Genomic DNA, 19,381 nt, shown 5'->3' on the forward strand with positions numbered 1-19,381 from the left:
AAAAGCCTGAATAGCTGCTAAATCCGACCTATCATTAATTTTGAGACACAAAGTCTCATTAATTTTGCCGCTGGCACTAATGAGCTGGACCTATTGGACCTATCGCGGGTCTTGACCAATTCTTAGTGTCGCCCCAATACCAACGAGGCTTTAAGCCACGCCTGTCAAACTGTCTGGAGGGAATTTCCCATGAAAATGACGACCGAAGAAGCCTTCGTCAAAACGTTGCAAGCGCACGGCATTCGCCACGCGTTCGGGATCATCGGCTCTGCCATGATGCCAATTTCTGATATTTTCCCTGCTGCTGGCATCACGTTCTGGGATTGCGCCCACGAAATGACAGCCGGCATGATGGCCGACGGTTACACCCGTGCGACTGGCGAAATGTCCATGATGATCGCGCAAAACGGTCCGGGCATCACGAACTTCGTCACATCCGTGAAAACCGCTTACTGGAACCACACACCTTGCTTGCTTGTCACGCCACAGGCTGCGAACAAAACAATCGGTCAGGGTGGCTTCCAGGAAATGGAACAGATGAACCTGTTCGCTGACTGTGTGGCCTACCAAGAAGAAGTCCGCGATCCATCCCGCATTTGCGAAGTGTTGGCGCGCGTGATTTCCAAAGCGCACCGTTTGTCCGGCCCTGCCCAGATCAACATCCCGCGCGATTTCTGGACGCAAGTGGTCGACATCGAAATTCCAGAGCCAATCAATTTTGAGGTCTCACCAGGCGGCACAGATTCCATCGCAAGCGCGGCGGCCCTGCTGTCAGAAGCGAAATTCCCTGTCATCTTGAACGGCGCTGGCGTTGTTTTGGCCGAAGGCGGCATCGAAGCATCCCGCATTCTGGCTGAAAAGCTCGACGCACCGGTATGCGTAGGCTACCAGCATAACGACGCATTCCCGGGCAATCACCCGCTGTTCGCAGGCCCATTGGGCTACAACGGCTCAAAAGCGGGTATGGAACTGATTTCCAAGGCAGACGTTGTTCTGGCTCTTGGCACACGTCTCAACCCGTTCTCAACCTTGCCGGGTTACGGCATCGACTATTGGCCAACAAACGCCAAGGTTATTCAGGTTGATATCAACCCTGACCGTATCGGTCTGACCAAAAAGGTCACAGTCGGTATCGTCGGCGACGCGACCAAAGTGGCGAACGGCATCACGTCCCAACTGGCAGACACAGCCGGTGACGCGGGTCGTGAAGAGCGTAAGAACCTGATCGCTACAACCAAATCCGCTTGGGCGCAGGAACTGACGTCTCTGGATCACGAACAGGATGATCCGGGCACCACTTGGAACGAACGCGCACGCGACGCGCGTCCTGATTGGATGTCACCGCGTCAGGCTTGGCGTGCGATCCAGTCCGCAATGCCAGAAGATGCGATCATCTCGTCCGACATCGGCAACAACTGCGCGATTGGTAACGCTTACCCAAGCTTCCCAACAGGTCGTAAATATCTGGCACCGGGTCTGTTTGGTCCTTGTGGTTACGGTCTTCCGTCCATCATCGGCGCGAAAATCGGCCAGCGCGATGTGCCTGTGATCGGTTTTGCGGGTGACGGTGCGTTCGGGATTTCCGTGAACGAACTGACAGCGATTGGTCGCGACGAATGGCCAGCCATCACACAGATCGTTTTCCGTAACTACCAGTGGGGGGCTGAAAAGCGGAACTCCACACTGTGGTTCGACGATAACTTTGTCGGCACCGAACTGGACATGAAAGTGTCTTACGCTGGTATCGCGCAAGCCTGTGGCCTGAAAGGCGTGCAAACGCGCACGATGGAGGAAACCACCGCAGCCCTGAAGCAAGCGATCGTGGATCAGATGGAGAACAACACTACCACGTTGATCGAAGTCATCCTGAACCAAGAACTTGGCGAACCATTCCGCCGCGATGCGATGAAGAAACCTGTCAAAGTGGCAGGGATCGACGCATCCGACATGGCAGCTGAGTAAGTTTGCTATTTGATCTCGGCCTCGGGCAACTGGGCGCACTTAGCATTGCTTTGCTATTTGCGGCCTATGTCCGAGGCTATTCTGGTTTTGGCTTTTCAGCGATTTTCATCGCTTTTGCAGCGCTCATCACCAATCCGCTTCCCCTCATTCCGGTGGTCTTTTCGTGCGAAATCATCATGACAGCACTTCAAGCACGCGGCATTCGCGGTCACATCGACTGGCGGCGCGTTGGGGCGTTGTTGCTGGGGGCGGCACTGGCCCTACCATTTGCAATCAGCGTGATTTTGTCGGTCGGCGATCAAACCGCACGACTGGCCGTTTCAGCCATCGTATTCACCATGTCCCTGATTTTGCTGACTGGATGGACGATCCAACGCACGATCCCCTTAGCGGGGTTTACGGGTGTCGGCGTCATATCGGGCATGTGCAACGCGGCAGGCATTGGCGGTCTACCGGTCGCGGCGTTCCTGACAGCACAGCCGATCGCGGCCCCCGTCTTTCGTGCAACGATGATCGTCTATCTCACCGGATTGGACCTGATCACGATGCCATGGATGTGGCACGGCGGGTTAATCACGGTGGAAACAGGCATCGGCGCGCTCTGCGCAATGCCGTTTCTGGGGCTTGGCATTTGGCTGGGCAGCAGAAAATTCAATTCAACAAGCCCGCAAGGCTTTCGCAAATTTGCAATTGCTATACTATTGATACTGTCGATGCTCGGACTTCTCCGGGCGCTATTGTGAGGTTCTGATGTCTTCCCCATTTGTTTCCAGTCGCGAAGCGGTTTGCCCGCAGAACCTTCTTGATCTCGCACAGGGATTCGCAGCGCCGCGCGTTGCCATCGCCCGTGCAGGTGCCCCCTTGCCGATGGAAGCCGCCGAAGATGCGACCAAAGCCGGCATCATGATCCCAGTGTTCGTGGGCGAAGCAGACGCGATCCGCAGCGAGGCCGCAAAACTGGATTGGGACATCTCTGGCTACGCGATCCACGACACGACCGGCGAAGAAGAGGCAGGCATGACCGCCGCCCAGCTTTGTGGCGCGGGCGAGGCTGATGTCCTGATGAAAGGCCAGTTGCACACCGACGTCTTCATGAAATCCGCCGTCAGTCGCGCCAATGGGCTACGCACCGATAAACGCTTCGTCCATATCTTCCATATTTCACACCCCGATGGCGGCAAACCGATCCTGATCTCCGACGCCGCAGTGAACGTGTCTCCGAATATCGAAACACGCCAAAGCGCAATCGAAGAGGTTGTCGATCTGCTGCAACGCTTGGGCACGTCCCGCCCGAAGGTTGCCATCCTTTCCGCGACAGAAAGCCCGATCCCTGCCGTCCCTTCATCCATGGAAGGCCGCGAATTGGCCGACTGGGCTGCAAAGCACATCGAAGACGCGGATGTGTCCGGCCCGCTTGCCTTGGACTTGATCCTGTCGATGGACGCCGTGAAAACCAAGAAACTGACCCATGATCCCGTTGCTGGCCAAGCTGACGCAATCATCGTGCCCGATATCGTGTCCGGCAACGCGTTGTTCAAATCGCTGGTTTACGTCGGCGGCGGCTGTGCAGCAGGTCTTGTCACGGGCGCAAAGGTACCGATCTTGCTGACATCGCGGGCTGATCCAGCGGCGGCGCGCATGGCGTCAGCCGCCCTTGCATCTATTCGCTGCGGGTTACCAAAATGATACTTGTTCTGAACGCGGGATCATCGTCGTTGAAAGTAGAGGTCTTTGACCTGTCGCTTGCGTCGATCGTCAGTGGTGCAGTGACAAATATTGGAACCGAAGGTGAATTGCGGCTTGGTGACAAACGCGAAACACTCACGACGGCCACCCATGCTGACGCGTTGGACGCAATGCTTGCTGCCTTGGCATCCAACGGTGTCGCACTGAAGGACCTAACCGCTGCTGCCCACCGCGTGGTGCATGGCGGCACGATCCTGACGCAGCCGGCAAAGGTCACTGATCCGGTCATCAAAGCCATCGAAAACTGTATTCCGCTGGCGCCATTGCACAACCCCAACAACCTTGCTGCGATCATAGCTTTGCGCGAAAAAGCGCCCGATCTGCCGCAGTTCTGTTCGTTCGGGACAGCGTTTCACGCCACAAATCCAGAGGTCGCGACGCGATACGCAATCCCGCAAATTCAGCATGACGCGGGCATTCGCCGCTACGGTTTCCACGGGTTGTCCTACGCCAATATGGTTGCGGAATTTGGTGACGCGCTGCCGAAACGCTTGCTGGCTTTTCACCTTGGCAATGGGGCTTCGCTTTGTGCGATTAAAGACGGCAAATCCGTCGCGACATCCATGGGGTATTCGCCACTGTCGGGCCTGACCATGGGGACCCGTTCCGGCGATATCGACGGTGCCGCTGTGCTACGGATTTCGGACGCTCTGGGCGAATCCGAAACCGACCGCATGTTGAACAAAAACTCTGGTCTCAAGGCGTTGGCGGGCGACAACAACATGAAAACGCTGCTGGACCGCGACGATGACGCGGCCAAGTTTGCAGTGGACCATTTCTGTTATTGGGCCGCACGTCACGCGGGGTCAGCTATCGTCGCGATGGGCGGTGTAGATGCCGTCGCCTTTACAGGTGGCATTGGCGAAAACGCACCAGCGATCCGTGATCAAATCATGGGGCATCTGGCCTGTTTTGGGACGCCAACCGTTCATGTCATTGCGGCGGACGAAGAAAAAGCGATTGCCCGCGACGCCTTGTCAATGATGGGCGCGTAGATGGAATTGCTGGCCCTCTCTTCGCAAGACTTTGCTTGGCTGGCGGTGATCGTCACCTTGGCGGGCGTCGTGCGTGGATTTTCGGGCTTTGCATTGTCGGCGTTGGTTATGGCCGCTGGCGTTTTGATCCTACCCCCGATTGAACTGATCCCGATTTGTTTGGTGCTAGAGCTTACCGCATCCGTCCTTATGGCGCGTGGCGGCTGGCAAGAAGCAGATCGCGGCGTCGTTCTCGGGCTGGTCGTCGGTTCAACCGTCGGGGTGCCGTTCGGCGTTTTAACCATGATGGCATTGCCGGTTGCCACGTCGAAACTGGTTGTCTTGGTGGTTCTGATTATCTTGTCTGCGACCCAATTAGCCAAAGTACGCTTTGCGTTTCTCGCCACAAAACCCGGACTGTACCTGTCCGGTTTTTGCGCCGGAATTGCGACGGGTCTCGCATCCGTTGGCGGCATGGTTGTCGCCCTTTACGTACTTTCTCAAGATGCGCCCGCCGCGAAAATGCGGGCAGCGCTTGTTCTGTTTCTTTTCATCAGCAGCACCACGACGATGATCACCTATTTGGTCACTGGCGTCATGAACGGCCAAGCCGCAGCGCGCGGTCTATCGCTGGCCGTGTTCGCAGCCGCAGGGGTCTACGCAGGCCAACAAACGTTCACCGAACGGTTGGCCCCGTATTACCGCCCGTTCTGCCTGACGCTGCTAATGTCGCTGGCCGGTTTCAGCCTGATCCGCACGGTGGCCACATGATGGACCACCGCACCACATTCACTGCACGCGCCGCGAAAGCGGTGATTGCATTGCCGACGTACGCCATAGGGAGGCCCGCATGACGCATCACCAGCCCAACCTCGACACTTCGCCGAAAGTGTCAGACGAGGTTCGCAAAACGACCTGTTACATGTGTGCCTGTCGCTGCGGCATCAACGTGCATATGAAGGAAGGAAAGGTCGCCTACATCGAAGGCAACCGTGACCACCCGGTAAACCAAGGTGTGCTGTGTGCCAAAGGCTCTGCCGGTATCATGCAGCACAACGCGCCATCCCGTTTGCGCGCCCCCATGAAACGTGTTGGCGAACGCGGTTCAGGCGAGTTCGAAGAAATTTCGTGGGACGAGGCACTGGCGATTGCAAAAGGCCACCTTGAACCGATCCGCAATGAAGCCCCTGAAAAGCTGGCGTTCTTCACCGGTCGCGATCAGTCGCAGTCGTTTACAGGCTTCTGGGCGCAGGCCTACGGCACACCGAACTTTGCGGCCCACGGCGGGTTCTGTTCGGTGAACATGGCCGCCGCTGGGATCTACACGATGGGCGGTGCTTTCTGGGAATTCGGTCAGCCTGACTGGGACCTGACCAAGATGGTGATGATCTTTGGCGTCGCCGAAGATCACGATAGTAACCCAATCAAGATGGGCATCGGACGCGCCAAGAAAAACGGCGCGAAGATCATCGGCGTGAACCCGATCCGCACAGGTTATAACGCTGTCGCCGACGAATGGGTTGGCATCACACCGGGCACCGACGGGCTGTATATCCTGTCGATGATCCATTGCTTGATGAAGGCCGGTAAGGTCGATCTGGAATATCTCGCGCGGTTCACCAACGCGTCTGTTTTGGTAAACGAAGACCCAAATAGCGATGACCGCGGGTTGTTTTTAAAAGACAGCAACGGCCAACCGCAGGTCATCGACCGCAACACCGGCAAGCTGGCACCATGGAACGGTCAAGGCGTCGACCCTGATCTGTCGGGCACCTATGAAAAAGACGGGATCACGCATCGTCCCGTGTTCCACCAGATGGCCGACAAATATCTGTCGGACAAATACGCACCAGAAAATGTCGCCGAAAAGACCGGCATCCCTGCGGAGAAAATCCGTGCGATGGCTGCCGAATTGGCACGTGTCGCCTTTGACGAAGAAATCACGATTGAACGCGAGTGGACCGACTTCCGCGGTAAGAAGCATGACAAGATGGTCGGACGTCCCGTCTCTTTCCATTCGATGCGTGGGATTTCGGCACATTCGAACGGTTTCCAAACCTGCCGCGCGTTGCACGTCCTGCAAATCCTGCTCGGCACGGTTGAGACCCCCGGTGGGATGCGGTTCAAACCGCCCTACCCAAAACCCGCAACGGCGCATCCAAAACCACACGGCAAGGTCACAGTCGGTGCGCCATTGGACGGCCCGCACCTCGGCTATGTGCACGGCCCCGAAGACCTGTTGTTGCAGGACGACGGCACCCCGACCCGCATCGACAAAGCCTATTCATGGGACAACCCCATGTCCGCCCACGGGCTGATGCATATGGTCATCTCGAACGCGCACGCGGGCGTGCCGTACAAAATCGACACCTTGTTCATGTATATGGCGAACATGGCGTGGAATTCGTCGATGAACACGTCCGGCGTCATGAAAATGCTTACGGACAAGAACGAAGACGGGTCCTATGTGATCCCGAACATCATCTATTCGGATGCGTACTCGAGCGAAATGGTGGCATACGCCGACCTGATCCTGCCCGACACGACCTATCTGGAACGGCACGATTGTATCTCTCTGCTCGACCGTCCGATTTGTGAAGCCGATGCTGTGGCCGATGCGATCCGCTGGCCAGTGGTCGAACCTGATCGTGACGTGCGCGGCTTCCAATCCGTGCTCTGTGAACTTGGCGCGATGCTGAACATGCCCGGTTTTGTGAACGAAGACGGCAGCCAGAAATACAAAGACTACGGCGACTACATTACCAACCACATCCGCCGTCCGGGTGTTGGGCCGCTGGCTGGTTTCCGCAATGAAGACGGGTCCGGGAAAGGGCGCGGCGACGTGAACCCTGATCAGTTGCAGGCCTACATCGACAACGGGGGCTTCTGGATGGAACATGTCCCGGCCGAAGCCGCCTATTTCAAACCTTTCAACGCAGCCTACCAAGATTGGGCAGTCGAGATGGGGTTCTACGACGCGGTGCAGCCTTACATCTTCCAGCTTTACGTCGAACCGATGCGCAAATTCCAACTTGCAGCAGAAGGCGTTGGGGACCGTCAGCCACCTGAACACCTGCGCGAGCGGATCAAGAAAACCATGGACCCGCTGCCGATCTGGTATGCGCCCTTTGAAGACAGCCACGTGGACGTCGACGAATATCCCGTCCACGCGCTGACCCAACGCCCGATGGCGATGTACCATTCATGGGGCACCCAGAACGCGTGGCTCCGTCAAATTCACGGACATAACCCGCTCTATGTCCCGACGAAGATTTGGGAAGCAAACGGGTTCAAAGAAGGCGATTGGGCGAAAGTTGAATCCGCCCATGGCGCAATTGTGGTGCCCGTCGCACATCAGGCCAGTTTGAACGAAAACACAATCTGGACATGGAACGCCATCGGCAAACGCAAAGGCGCGTGGGCCTTGGATGAAAAAGCCCCAGAAGCCACCAAGGGCTTCCTGCTGAACCACCTTATCCACGAACTGTTGCCACCCAAAGGTGATGGCCTGCGATGGGCGAATTCAGACCCGATCACAGGTCAGGCCGCATGGTTCGACCTGCGTGTCAAAATCAGCAAATCCAGTGTTCCAAACGAGGCGCAACCAGCGATCCCTGCGATCAAATCGCCAGTTGGCAAAGGCCCCGACAAACTGACGTGGAAGGTGGGCAAATGACCTATCATTCCCTCTGCCCAAACAAATTCCTGCCGAAATCTCTGGCACAGTCCACACATTTAGGAGGCCAATCATGACCACCTTACCTACCTCCACGCAGAAAAAGCTGGGCCTTGTCATCGACCTTGATACTTGCGTCGGCTGCCATGCTTGCGTGATTTCCTGCAAAGGCTGGAACACCGAAAACTACGGCGCGCCGCTGTCGGATCAGGACCCTTACGGTGCCAATCCAACGGGCACGTTCCTAAACCGCGTGCATTCCTACGAAGTTCAGCCACCCAAGCTGAAAGACGAACCGCAACCTGCAGCACAACTGATCCATTTCCCGAAATCCTGTCTGCATTGCGAAGACGCCCCTTGCGTGACCGTCTGTCCGACTGGCGCAAGCTACAAGCGGGTCGAAGACGGGATCGTACTGGTCAACGAACAGGATTGCATCGGCTGCGGGCTGTGCGCATGGGCATGTCCTTATGGCGCACGTGAACTGGATGCGGACGAAGGGGTGATGAAGAAATGCACCCTGTGTGTGGACCGGATTTACAACGAAAACCTGCCAGAAGAAGACCGTCAGCCAGCCTGCGTCCGGACCTGTCCCGCTGGTGCGCGTCACTTTGGCGATTTCGCCGATCCAGAAAGCAACGTGAGCATTCTGACCAAAGAACGCGGCGGGATGGATTTGATGCCCGAACAAGGCACAAAGCCCGTCAACAAATACCTGCCGCCGCGCCCGAAAGACGTCGCACCTGAATTTGACGTGCTTGCACCATACCTTGAACCAATCGCCGCAGACGCCAAAGGCTTTGTTGGCTGGCTCGACAAAGCGCTGAACGCCCTACCCGGAGGCACAAACTAATGCATCCCGCACCAAGTGTTATCATCTTCACCACCTTCTCTGGCCTCGGGTTTGGCTTGCTGTTCTGGCTTGGCATCGGCGCGTTGCAACCCACGGGGTTCGGCGCTTTCATCTGGTTTGCGATTGCCTATGCGATGGCTGTTGGCGGCTTGCTCGCCTCCACTTTCCACCTTGGTCACCCCGAACGCGCAATCAAAGCGTTTAGCCAATGGCGCACCAGTTGGTTGTCCCGCGAAGGGAGTGCAGCTGTCGTCACGCTTGTCATCATGGGGATTTATGCCCTTGGCGCATTGTTTGGCACGCACATGGGGTTCCTTGGCTTTCTGGGCGCGTTAGGCGCATTGGCCACGGTTTTCACAACGTCGATGATCTACGCCCAGCTAAAAACAGTGCCGCGCTGGAAACATTGGACGACGCCTGCGTTGTTCCTGACACTGTCCATCGGCGGCGGTGCGTTGTTTGCTGGCCAAGTCTGGATCGCAATTGTCCTGCTCGCGGCAGCGGCCGCACTGCAATATTACGCATGGATGTCTGGCGATACGCGGTTGGCGGAATCAGGGACAGACCTGAAAACGGCGACAGGTCTTGGCAACATCGGTGAGGTCCGCGCGTTCGAACCACCGCATACCGGCACCAACTATCTGCTGCGCGAATTCGTGCACGTTGTGGGCCGCAAACATGCGGAAAAGCTGCGGATGATCGCAATGGGCTTGGCTTTTGTCCTGCCCGTCCTGCTTCTGATCTTGCCGTTCAACCACTTTTTCGCGCTGCTCGCAGTGCTGAGCCACATCGCGGGCGTCTTGACGCTGCGCTGGTTGTTCTTCGCGCAAGCCGAACACGTTGTCGGTCTTTACTACGGTAAACGCTAAGAATCTTCGTCCCGAATATGCCAGTTCGCGGCATCGAATGCGATGTCGCGGGCGGTTTGTTGCAACATCGGTGCAAGCTTTTCCATCTGTTCCAATGATTGACGCGCCGTGGTGCTGGTCACAGACAACGCACCAAGCGGCCGCCCCTTTTCAGTCAGGATCGGGACCGCGATACAGATGATCCCCGGTTCGTGTTCTTCATCGTCAAACCCGTAACCTCGGGCGACAATCGCATCCAATTCTTCCATCAACGTTTCAGAGTTGGTTAGGGTTTTGGGTGTAAATTCGTGAAAAGACTGCTGTGCAATGATCCGATCCAACGCCGCATCTTCGGTGTAAGCCAGCATAACCTTCCCCACGCCAGTGCAATACGCAGGGCCAACTTTACCGGCTTGGGAATACATTTTGACAGGCTGGGCCGCGTTGCGTTTTTCCAGATACAGAACTTGCGCATTGTCTAGCTGGGCCAAATGCACCGTTTCGCCAACTTCTGCGCTAAGCGCATCCAGATGCGGTCGCGCGATCGGGGCCAATGTGGATTGCGCCCATGCCGCATGCGCAAGTCGCACCAAACGCACACCGGGGGAATAGGTTTGCCGATCCGGATCATAGGCCAGCATGCCCTGATTCGTCAGCGTTTGGACAAATCGGTACAATGTGGGCTTCGGAAACGCCGACTGCGCAAGGATTTCTCCAAAACGCACAGGCTGTCCAAATGCAGCAACTTGATCCAAGACCGCCAGTGCCTTACCGACAGTTCCATCCTCATGGTCACGTGACATTGCGGCGACCTCCCCTATTGCAGCAGTTGACATTTTCCGACGATAGCCGCTTTAGTATCAATATTCAAAACCTAGTTTCAACTATTGAAACAAGAAGCCGTCCGCTTCCGGACCTGATCGCCTGTAGAGTTTCCATGACACGCACTTATCGCCTTGATGATGACCGCCAAACACTTGTTCTTGCGGCCCGCAATGACCGCCTGCACGAAGTCGTTTACTGGGGTGCCGCCCTGCCGATGGACGAAGATTTGACAACAATCCATGCCGCAGGCGCGCTGGACGTGACGGGCGGGATGCTAGACGAAAACCCTGACCTGTCCATTTGTCCCGAAGCCACGCGGTCTTTCCCCGGCCAACCCGGTCTGATTGTCCGCGACAGCGATGGCACGCCGCTATTGCCGAAATTCTGCTTTGAAAGCGTCGATGAAACAGACGGGATCGTACTGACATACCGTGATGCCGACAACGGTCTGCAACTAACCGTCAGCTTCAAACCAGATCCGCACACGCATATTATTACCTGCCAAACAACGCTTGATGCAGACCGCCCTGTGCACCTGCACTGGCTTGCAGCACCTGTTCTGCCAGGCCCGCAGCAATCTGACGAAATGATCGATTTCTCTGGCCGTTGGTGTGGTGAATTCCAGCCCAACCGCACCGCGTGGGGTGCAGGCATCCGTTACCGCGAAAACCGGACGGGCCGCACGGGTCACGAACATTTCCCTGGCCTGATCGTGCCATGTACGGGTGCGACGAACACCCAAGGCGAAGCCTATGGTTTCCACTACGGTTGGTCCGGTGGACACCGGATGATCGCCGAAGAATTGCAAGACGGTCGTCGTCAAATCCAATGGGGTCACGCCGCGCGGATGGAAACAGAGCCATCCAAGCAATTTAAAACCGCCCCGCTTTACATCACATATTCCGACAGCGGCCTGAACGGCTGCGCGGTGTCTTTCCAACGTCACCTGCGCGACCGGATCGTGACGTGGCCAAAGCCAAATGCGCCACGTCCGGTGCATTATAACTGCTGGGAAGCTGTCTATTTTGACCACAAACTGCCCGTGTTGAAAGAAATCGCCGAAAAGGCCGCATCACTTGGCGCGGAACGTTTTGTGCTGGATGACGGCTGGTTCGGCCAGCGCGATGACGACACCCGCAGCCTGTCTGACTGGACCGTTGACCCCCGCAAATATCCCGATGGCCTTGGCCCATTGGTGGATCACGTGCATAGCCTCGGGATGACTTTTGGCATCTGGTTTGAACCTGAAATGGTTAACGAAGACAGCGACATTCACCGCGCCAATCCGCATTGGGCTTTGGGCAGCGAAGACCAGACGCTGGGCCGTCAGCAAAAAGCGCTAAACATGGCGCTGCCGGAAGTCCGCGATTTCCTGTACGACCGGATGTCCGCGATTCTGCGTGATCATGACGTCGATTACATCAAATGGGACCACAACCGCGTGTTGCCGATGCCCGATGCGGCACAGACCCGCGGGTCTTACGCCTTGATCGACCGGCTGCGTGCTGACTTCCCGAATACAGAGATCGAAAGCTGCGCATCAGGCGGTGGTCGCATCGATTTCGGTATCATGGAACGGACCCAACGTGTTTGGCTGTCCGACAGCAACGACGCGCTGGAACGCCTGCGTATTCAACATGATGCGGCGCTATTCCTGCCTCTGTCCGTGACCGGATCACACGTCGGCCCGCGCATCTGCCATACGTCCGGTCGTGTGTTGGATATCGCGTTCCGCGCATGGGTCGCCGCACAACGGCACATGGGTTTCGAAATGGACCCGCGCGAACTGGACGACCACGAAGTCGCCGTACTGACCGAAGTAACATCATGGTGGAAACACAACCGCCATTGGATGCAACAGGCGGACATTCTGCGTCTGGATAGCGCCGACCCCGCCGTCATCGCAGAACAGCAAATGGCGCAGGACGGCGACCAGTTTGTCGTGTTTGCGGGCAAAGCCGCGACCAGCGCACAAATCTCACCGCGCCCACTGCGGTTAACCAATTTGGTTCCCACAGCGACATATCGGATCAACCTTGCCAACCGGACCAGCGCGCCTGCGCTGTCGCGTGGCGATCAAATCCTCAAGACCCAAGAAATCGAAGTATCCGGTGCTTATCTGATGCGCCACGGTGTGACATTGCCGTGGACCTTCCCTGACCGTATGTGGGTCATCGAAGGCACGCGATTGACGGGCGCCTCAAAGGAGACATCATGACTGACACGATCACACCAGACTGGATCGCCGCCGACTGGGGTACCAGCAACTTGCGTGTGTGGGCGATGTCAGCCAGCGGCGATATCTTGGCCGAAGCAAGCTCTGACCAAGGCATGGGCAAACTAGACCGCGCAGGGTTTGAACCAGCGCTGCGCGATGTCGCTGGCAAGTGGATCAACGGCCCGATGACCGTCGTCGCCTGCGGCATGGTTGGTGCACGTCAAGGCTGGGCCGAAGCGAAATATGACCGCGTGCCATGTCCTGCGGCAACGACAGGTTTCACCAAGGTTCCGACCGACGACCCCGATCTGTCGGTCCACATTATCCCCGGTATTTCACAGGACAGCCCCGCTGATGTGATGCGCGGCGAAGAAACCCAGATCGCGGGCTTCCTGTCTCGCAATCCGAATTGGGATGGCATCATCTGTCTGCCCGGCAGCCACACCAAATGGGTTCATGTCAGCGCCGACGAAATCGTCAGTTTCCAAACATATATGACGGGCGAATTGTTTGCGGCTATCTCTGGTCACACCGTGTTGAAGCATTCGGTAGATAGTATCGGCTGGGACGATAGCGTGTTTGAAACTGCCGTTTCCGAAACGATGTCACGCCCAGAAAAGCTGGCCGCGAACCTGTTTTCACTCCGCGCCGATGGTCTGCTGCATAACATGACGAACGAAGCGGCGCGTAGCCGCCTGTCCGGCCTGTTGATTGGTGCCGAACTTGCTGGTGCACGCCCTTATTGGTTAGGTCAACAGATCGCCGTGATTGGTGCTGGTGACATTGCTGGCCTTTACGTCAAAGCCCTTGGTTTGCAAGGCGCGCCCGCTACCCAAGTGCAAGGTGATAGCGTCACCCTTGCTGGTCTCATCGCGGCCTACCGCCGCTTGAAAGGTTAATTCTATGTCCCACCTTCCCCTGATCGCGATCTTGCGCGGTGTTACAACTGAAGAAGCCCCAGCCATGGCCACAGCCTTGGTCGATGCAGGTATTACCCAGATCGAAGTTCCGCTGAATTCACCGACGCCGTTCGACAGCATCACAGCCATGAAAAACGCCGTTGATGACGCGGCAATCATCGGCGCGGGCACCGTGTTATCCACCGACGACGTTGGTCGTGTACGTGATGCGGGTGGCGAATTGATCGTGTCGCCCAACTGCGATCAGCGCGTGATCATGGCGACCAAAGCCGCTGGCATGGCCAGCTGGCCGGGTGTTATGACCCCAACCGAATGCTTCGCCGCGCTCAAAGCAGGCGCTGACGGTCTTAAGATTTTCCCTGCCGGATTGCTTGGCCCGGACGGCATCAAGGCCATCCGTGCGGTGTTGCCGGCAGGTACCCAAGTCTACGCGGTTGGCGGTGCTGGCGCAGATAACTTCCGTTTGTGGATGGATGCGTCCGCCGACGGCTTTGGCATTGGTTCAGCATTGTTCAAACCCGGCTTCTCTGTTGCTGATGTCGCTGAACGGGCGAAAGGCATGGTCGCGGCTTACAAGGCTGCCAAATGATTATCGACGATACACCATGCGCTTTGGGCGAAGGTCCGATCTGGCATCCCGAATGCCAGCAGTTCTTCTGGTTCGACATCCTGAACAAGCGGCTGCACACAGTGGGCAAATACTGGGAATTCGACGAATACGTGTCTGCCGCAGGCTGGGTCGACAAAGACACATTCCTGATCGCATCCGCCACGCAGTTGTTCACCTTCGACGTTGAAACCGAAGAAGAAACCTACGTCTGCGGTCTCGAAAGCGATAACGCCGTGACCCGTTCCAACGATGGCCGCGCTGATCCGCAAGGCGGATTCTGGATCGGGACCATGGGCTTTAACGCTGAAGAAAAAGCAGGGGCGATCTACCGTTACTACCGCGGCGAACTGCGCCGTTTGTTTGATAACGTGACGATCACAAACGCCATTTGCTTCGCACCCTGTGGGGCCATCGCGTATTACACCGATACAATCGTTGGCAAACTTATGGCGACAGATCTTGATGCAGATGGCTGGCCGACCGGCAAACCGCGCCTGATCGTTGATCTCAGCGACGAGGATTTCGGGATCGACGGTGCCGTTGTGGACGCCGATGGTAATATCTGGAATGCGCAATGGGGTGCATCGCGCGTGGCACAATACGCGCCCGACGGGACGTTCTTGCAAGCGGTCACGTTTCCCGCCAGCCAGACATCGTGCCCCGCGTTTGGCGGCGCTGATCTGAAGACGTTATATTGCACGTCCGCCACAGAAGGCATGACGTCGCCCGCAATTGATGACGGCAAAACATTTGCCGTACCCACCACAACCACTGGCCAAGCAGAGCACCGCGTGATCCTCTGATCGCGGCCCTCTGTTTCATCTGTCCAAAACAACTCAAAAGGCACCGCCATGAACCGCACGCTCGGCGTTTGTTATTATCCTGAACATTGGCCAGAGGAGCGTTGGGAAACCGACGCCGCCCAAATGGTCGCGAATGGCCTGACATGGGTTCGGATCGGCGAATTCGCTTGGTCCTTGATGGAACCCACTCCCGGCACCTACGACTGGGGCTGGCTTGATCGCGCGATTGACGTGTTGGGCAAGGCTGGTTTGAAAGTTGTGCTGGGTACACCATCGGCCACCCCGCCACGCTGGATGATTGATAAACATCCAGATATGCTTGCTGTGGATGCAAATAATCAAACACGCAAATTCGGCTCGCGTCGTCACTATGATTTCAGCCATCTCGGATTTCGGGCCGAAGCGGTGCGCATAGCCCGCCTTATGGCCGAACGCTATGGCAAAAATCCATACATCGCCGCATGGCAAATCGACAACGAATACGACTGCCACGACACGACGCTGTCCTATTCCGAAGCTGCCAAAAAGGGTTTCCAAGATTGGCTCGCCCAGCGCTACCAATCGACCGATGCGCTGAACCGTGCGTGGGGCAACGTATTCTGGTCGATGCAATACGACACGTTCGATCAGATCGAATTGCCAAACCTGACCGTGACGGAACCGAACCATCCGCATCAGTTGGCCTTCCGGCGGTATTCGTCTGACCAAGTGGTCGCGTTCAACAAAGCCCAAGTCGACGTCATTCGTCCGCACACGGACGCCCCGTTGATCCACAACTACATGGGTCGCATCACGACCTTTGATCATTGGAAAGTCGGCGCTGATCTCGATATCGCGTCTTGGGACAGCTACCCGATTGGGTTCCTGTCTGACCGGATCGAAGGGACGCCAAAGGAAAAGCAGACCTATCTGCGCCAAGGCCACCCCGATAACCAAGCCTTCCACCACGACCTATACCGCGCCGTTGGCCGTGGCCGTATGTGGGTGATGGAACAGCAACCCGGCCCTGTAAACTGGGCGCCTTACAACCCTGCCCCGCTGCCGGGAATGGCGCGTCTGTGGGCATGGGAAGCATTCGCCCATGGCGCTGAAACCGTGTGCTATTTCCGCTGGCGGCAGGCACCTTTTGCGCAAGAACAAATGCATGCGGCATTGCTGCGTCCTGATGCAGAACCGGCACCTGCATTGGCCGAAGCCGCGCAAGTAGCCGAGGAAATCGCCCAATTGCCAGATGTCGGCACAGCCGCATCGCCCGTCGCACTCGTCTTCGATTACGAAAGCGCATGGGCATGGGACGTGCAGCCGCAAGGCGCTGATTTTGATATGTTCCGCCTCGCCTTTGCCGCCTATCGCGGGTTGCGTCGCGCGGGTCTAAGCGTGGACATCATCCACCCCGAAACCGCCGATCTGTCCGCCTATAAACTGGTACTGGCACCCGGTCTCATGACGCTGTCCGATCCGTTCCGCGCCGCTTTGGACACATTCGACGGCATCGCTCTGATTGGTCCACGCACCGACACCAAAACGGATGAACTGGCGATTCCGACCCCGCTCGGCCCTAATCTGCCAAATACTGACGTCAGTGTCGTAATGGCCGAAAGCCTGCCGCCATCCGATGCGATCAAACTGCAAAACGGTGGGAAATTCCTGCATTGGTTCGATCATCTCGAAGGTGACGCCGACGTTTATTTGTCCACCAAAGCGGGCCAGCCTGCGATCATGGGCAGCGACAATGTGCGTTACTTAGCCGGTTGGCCCAGTGATGACACCTTTGACCAGATTATCGGCAACCTGTGCGACACGCTTGAAATTGCGACGTTCGATTTACCTAAAGGTCTGCGGATCAGGGATACCGCTACCCATCGGTTTGTGTTCAACTATGCACCGAAGGCCCGCAAATGGGGCGATGTGATCATTCCGGCAGCGGGGGTCCACTGGGAGGAAATCTAAGCCATGCATTTTGGAACCAGCAGCACGGGCGTTGACGTCGAAAAAGTGACGATCAGCGCGGGTGATCTCAGCGTCAGCATCCTGACATGGGGCGCGATTATCCAAGATGTGCGGCTGGCTGGCGTCGATCACAGCCTGACCTTAGGCTCTGACGATTTGGCCGATTACGAAGGTGGATTGCGTCATCACGGGTCACTGATTGGCCCTATTGCGAACCGGATCAGCAATGCCCGCGTGAAAATCGACGGCATGATGTACGAACTCGAACGCAATCAGGACGGCGCGATCCACCTGCATTCCGGCGCACAGGCCACCCATCGCCGTGCGTGGACGTTGGTCGATGCATCCGACACCCACGCGACGCTGACTTGCACGATGCGTGACGGCGAATGCGGCCTTCCGGGCAACCGCGATTTCACCGTCACCTACCGCGTGGCAGCCCCCGGCACCCTGTCGATGGAAATCACCGGAACAACCGACACGACGACCGCCTTGAGCTTTGCCAACCACAGCTATTGGAACCTTGATGGCAGCGACAGCTGGGACGATCACACGCTGACGGTTCACGCGGACAGCTACCTGCCGGGCACGCCACAGTGTTACCCAACAGGCGAAATCGTCGCGGTAGACGGCACACCGATGGATTTCCGCAAACCGCGCAAAATCTCGCGGCAGACGGATACGTTCGACAATAACTTTTGCCTCGCAGATCACCGCCGCCCGTTGCACGATGCGCTGACCTTAACCGGCGCATCCGGCGTATCGCTTACGATTGCGACAACCGAACCTGGCATTCAGATTTACGACAACAAAGACGGCGCGCGCCCTGGCCGGTCCACGCACGAAGGGCTCGCGCTAGAGGCGCAGTTCTGGCCCGACGCCCCGAACAATCGCGATTTCCCGTCGATCATCCTGACGCCTGACCAAACCTATACGCAGGTCACAACGTGGACGTTCACGGCCTAAGTATAATCCTGCGTCGTGATCCGCAGATGTGACAGGCCAGCAGCGTCATAAAGCCGGTCGATTTCGGCCTGCTGATCCAAAAGTCCCGCAGCTTCGGTTGGCAGCACATCGCCCGTCTGCAACGCCTCCGCGATGGCCTTTAGCTGGTAGCAATAGGTCGTCACTGTGGACACCGGCGCATCCGTCGTCACGCCATCAACGGTCTTGGACAGCGCCCCGCCCTGATGCGGCACCAGCGGGTTCTTGAAGGTGATCGTTCCTTTGCAGCCAGTCACCTCAAGGTAGGCACCAAATTCGGTGTCAGGATGCATGGACGACGAAATCTTGGCCGTCACGCCATTATCAAACGTCAGTTCCGACGCCATGGTCAGATCAACCCCCGACTCCGCCAACGTCGTGTCTACCTTTGCATCGGCAATGGCCCCGCCCGCCAACTGCCGGACCCAATGCAACGGGTAGCACCCCATATCCATAATCGTGCCACCGCCCAATTCGGGACGATATTGGTTCTTTACGCCATCATCCGGAAATCCAACGCCGAAATGCGCGGTCATGCTTTGCACATCGCCAATGTCGCCCGACGCGACCCAATCCATGCAGGTTAAAAACGCCGGGTGATAGCGCGAATGGAACGCTTCAATCAGACGCTTGCCAGTGGATTTTGCCACGTCCACCATCGCTTGGGCTTCTGTCAGCGTCATCGCTGTCGGTTTTTCACAAATCACATGTTTGCCTGCCTGCAGCGCGCGAATGGTCCACACCGCATGATAGGCAGGCGGCAAACTGATATAGATCGCGTCTAATCCAGGGTCCGCCAAAAGATCATCGTAACTGCCGTAAGCCGCCGGAATACCGTAGGTGTCCGCATAGGATTGCGCCTTGCCCAGATCACGTGCAGCAACGGCGGCAATACGGGTGCCTTGCACGATGCTTGCCGGATCAATGATAGCTTGGGGCGCAATCCAAGATGCGCCAAGAAGACCGATGTTCAGCATGAAGTGATCCTTTTGATCCGGGGTGTTTTCCAAAG

The 19,381-nt window shown here is 57.1% G+C and carries 16 protein-coding genes; 14 read left to right on the forward strand and 2 right to left on the reverse strand.

What is annotated here, in order from left to right; translation table 11 throughout:
* Positions 1–189 precede the first annotated feature (189 nt).
* From xsc to MWU61_RS07955, 8 genes are all read left to right on the forward strand, one after another.
* A complete protein-coding gene (xsc, locus tag MWU61_RS07920) occupies positions 190–1,962 on the forward strand; it encodes a sulfoacetaldehyde acetyltransferase (RefSeq protein WP_247127769.1) in 1,773 nt (590 codons plus the stop codon).
* A 2-nt stretch (positions 1,963–1,964) separates the two neighbouring features.
* A complete protein-coding gene (locus tag MWU61_RS07925) occupies positions 1,965–2,705 on the forward strand; it encodes a TSUP family transporter (RefSeq protein ID WP_247127770.1) in 741 nt (246 codons plus the stop codon).
* 7 nt (positions 2,706–2,712) lie between these two features.
* Positions 2,713–3,648 (forward strand): phosphate acyltransferase, encoded by a 936-nt coding sequence (locus tag MWU61_RS07930; RefSeq protein WP_247127771.1) that lies wholly within the window; start codon positions 2,713–2,715, stop codon positions 3,646–3,648.
* Positions 3,645–4,703, forward strand: coding sequence for an acetate kinase (locus tag MWU61_RS07935; RefSeq protein ID WP_247127772.1), 1,059 nt, complete (start codon positions 3,645–3,647; stop codon positions 4,701–4,703). Before MWU61_RS07930 ends, MWU61_RS07935 begins: the two co-directional genes overlap by 4 nt.
* Entirely contained in the window at positions 4,704–5,453 is a 750-nt protein-coding gene (locus MWU61_RS07940; protein ID WP_247127773.1) for a sulfite exporter TauE/SafE family protein, read from the forward strand.
* A 79-nt stretch (positions 5,454–5,532) separates the two neighbouring features.
* Positions 5,533–8,358, forward strand: a complete 2,826-nt coding sequence (locus tag MWU61_RS07945) for a molybdopterin oxidoreductase family protein (RefSeq protein ID WP_247127774.1) — start codon at positions 5,533–5,535, stop codon at positions 8,356–8,358.
* Positions 8,359–8,431: 73 nt separating this feature from the next.
* Positions 8,432–9,211 carry a 4Fe-4S dicluster domain-containing protein gene (locus tag MWU61_RS07950; RefSeq protein ID WP_247127775.1) on the forward strand — a complete coding sequence of 260 codons (780 nt, stop codon included), beginning with the start codon at positions 8,432–8,434 and terminating at the stop codon, positions 9,209–9,211.
* Positions 9,211–10,080, forward strand: coding sequence for a DmsC/YnfH family molybdoenzyme membrane anchor subunit (locus tag MWU61_RS07955; RefSeq protein WP_247127776.1), 870 nt, complete (start codon positions 9,211–9,213; stop codon positions 10,078–10,080). Before MWU61_RS07950 ends, MWU61_RS07955 begins: the two co-directional genes overlap by 1 nt.
* Here the strand turns inward: MWU61_RS07955 and MWU61_RS07960 are convergent.
* Positions 10,077–10,862, reverse strand: coding sequence for an IclR family transcriptional regulator (locus MWU61_RS07960; RefSeq protein WP_247127777.1), 786 nt, complete (start codon positions 10,860–10,862; stop codon positions 10,077–10,079). The genes MWU61_RS07955 and MWU61_RS07960 overlap by 4 nt on opposite strands.
* Before the next feature lie 134 nt (positions 10,863–10,996).
* On the opposite strand from MWU61_RS07960, the gene MWU61_RS07965 reads away from it, so the two are divergent.
* Genes MWU61_RS07965 through MWU61_RS07990 form a run of 6 tightly spaced genes read left to right on the forward strand, consistent with a single transcriptional unit; the run spans position 10,997 to position 18,351 of the window.
* Complete coding sequence (locus tag MWU61_RS07965) at positions 10,997–13,102, forward strand: alpha-galactosidase (RefSeq protein WP_247127778.1); 2,106 nt, start codon at positions 10,997–10,999, stop codon at positions 13,100–13,102.
* Entirely contained in the window at positions 13,099–14,001 is a 903-nt protein-coding gene (locus MWU61_RS07970; protein WP_247127779.1) for a 2-dehydro-3-deoxygalactonokinase, read from the forward strand. Before MWU61_RS07965 ends, MWU61_RS07970 begins: the two co-directional genes overlap by 4 nt.
* Before the next feature lie 4 nt (positions 14,002–14,005).
* Entirely contained in the window at positions 14,006–14,611 is a 606-nt protein-coding gene (locus MWU61_RS07975; RefSeq protein ID WP_247127780.1) for a 2-dehydro-3-deoxy-6-phosphogalactonate aldolase, read from the forward strand.
* The gene (locus MWU61_RS07980) at positions 14,608–15,435 is read left to right on the forward strand and encodes an SMP-30/gluconolactonase/LRE family protein (RefSeq protein WP_247127781.1); all 828 of its coding nucleotides are present in this window, start codon (positions 14,608–14,610) and stop codon (positions 15,433–15,435) included. The genes MWU61_RS07975 and MWU61_RS07980 overlap by 4 nt, the downstream gene beginning before the upstream one ends.
* A 48-nt stretch (positions 15,436–15,483) precedes the next feature.
* A complete protein-coding gene (locus tag MWU61_RS07985; protein ID WP_247127782.1) occupies positions 15,484–17,385 on the forward strand; it encodes a beta-galactosidase in 1,902 nt (633 codons plus the stop codon).
* 3 nt (positions 17,386–17,388) lie between these two features.
* The gene (locus MWU61_RS07990; protein ID WP_247127783.1) at positions 17,389–18,351 is read left to right on the forward strand and encodes an aldose epimerase family protein; all 963 of its coding nucleotides are present in this window, start codon (positions 17,389–17,391) and stop codon (positions 18,349–18,351) included.
* On the opposite strand, the gene MWU61_RS07995 is transcribed toward MWU61_RS07990, so the two are convergent.
* Positions 18,348–19,346 (reverse strand): Gfo/Idh/MocA family oxidoreductase, encoded by a 999-nt coding sequence (locus MWU61_RS07995; RefSeq protein WP_247127784.1) that lies wholly within the window; start codon positions 19,344–19,346, stop codon positions 18,348–18,350. The two genes, MWU61_RS07990 and MWU61_RS07995, sit on opposite strands and share 4 nt — an antisense overlap.
* Positions 19,347–19,381: the final 35 nt, after the last annotated feature.

Origin of the sequence: Loktanella sp. F6476L (genome assembly GCF_023015725.1) — a bacterium.
In the GTDB taxonomy this organism is placed as follows: Bacteria; Pseudomonadota; Alphaproteobacteria; order Rhodobacterales; family Rhodobacteraceae; genus Yoonia.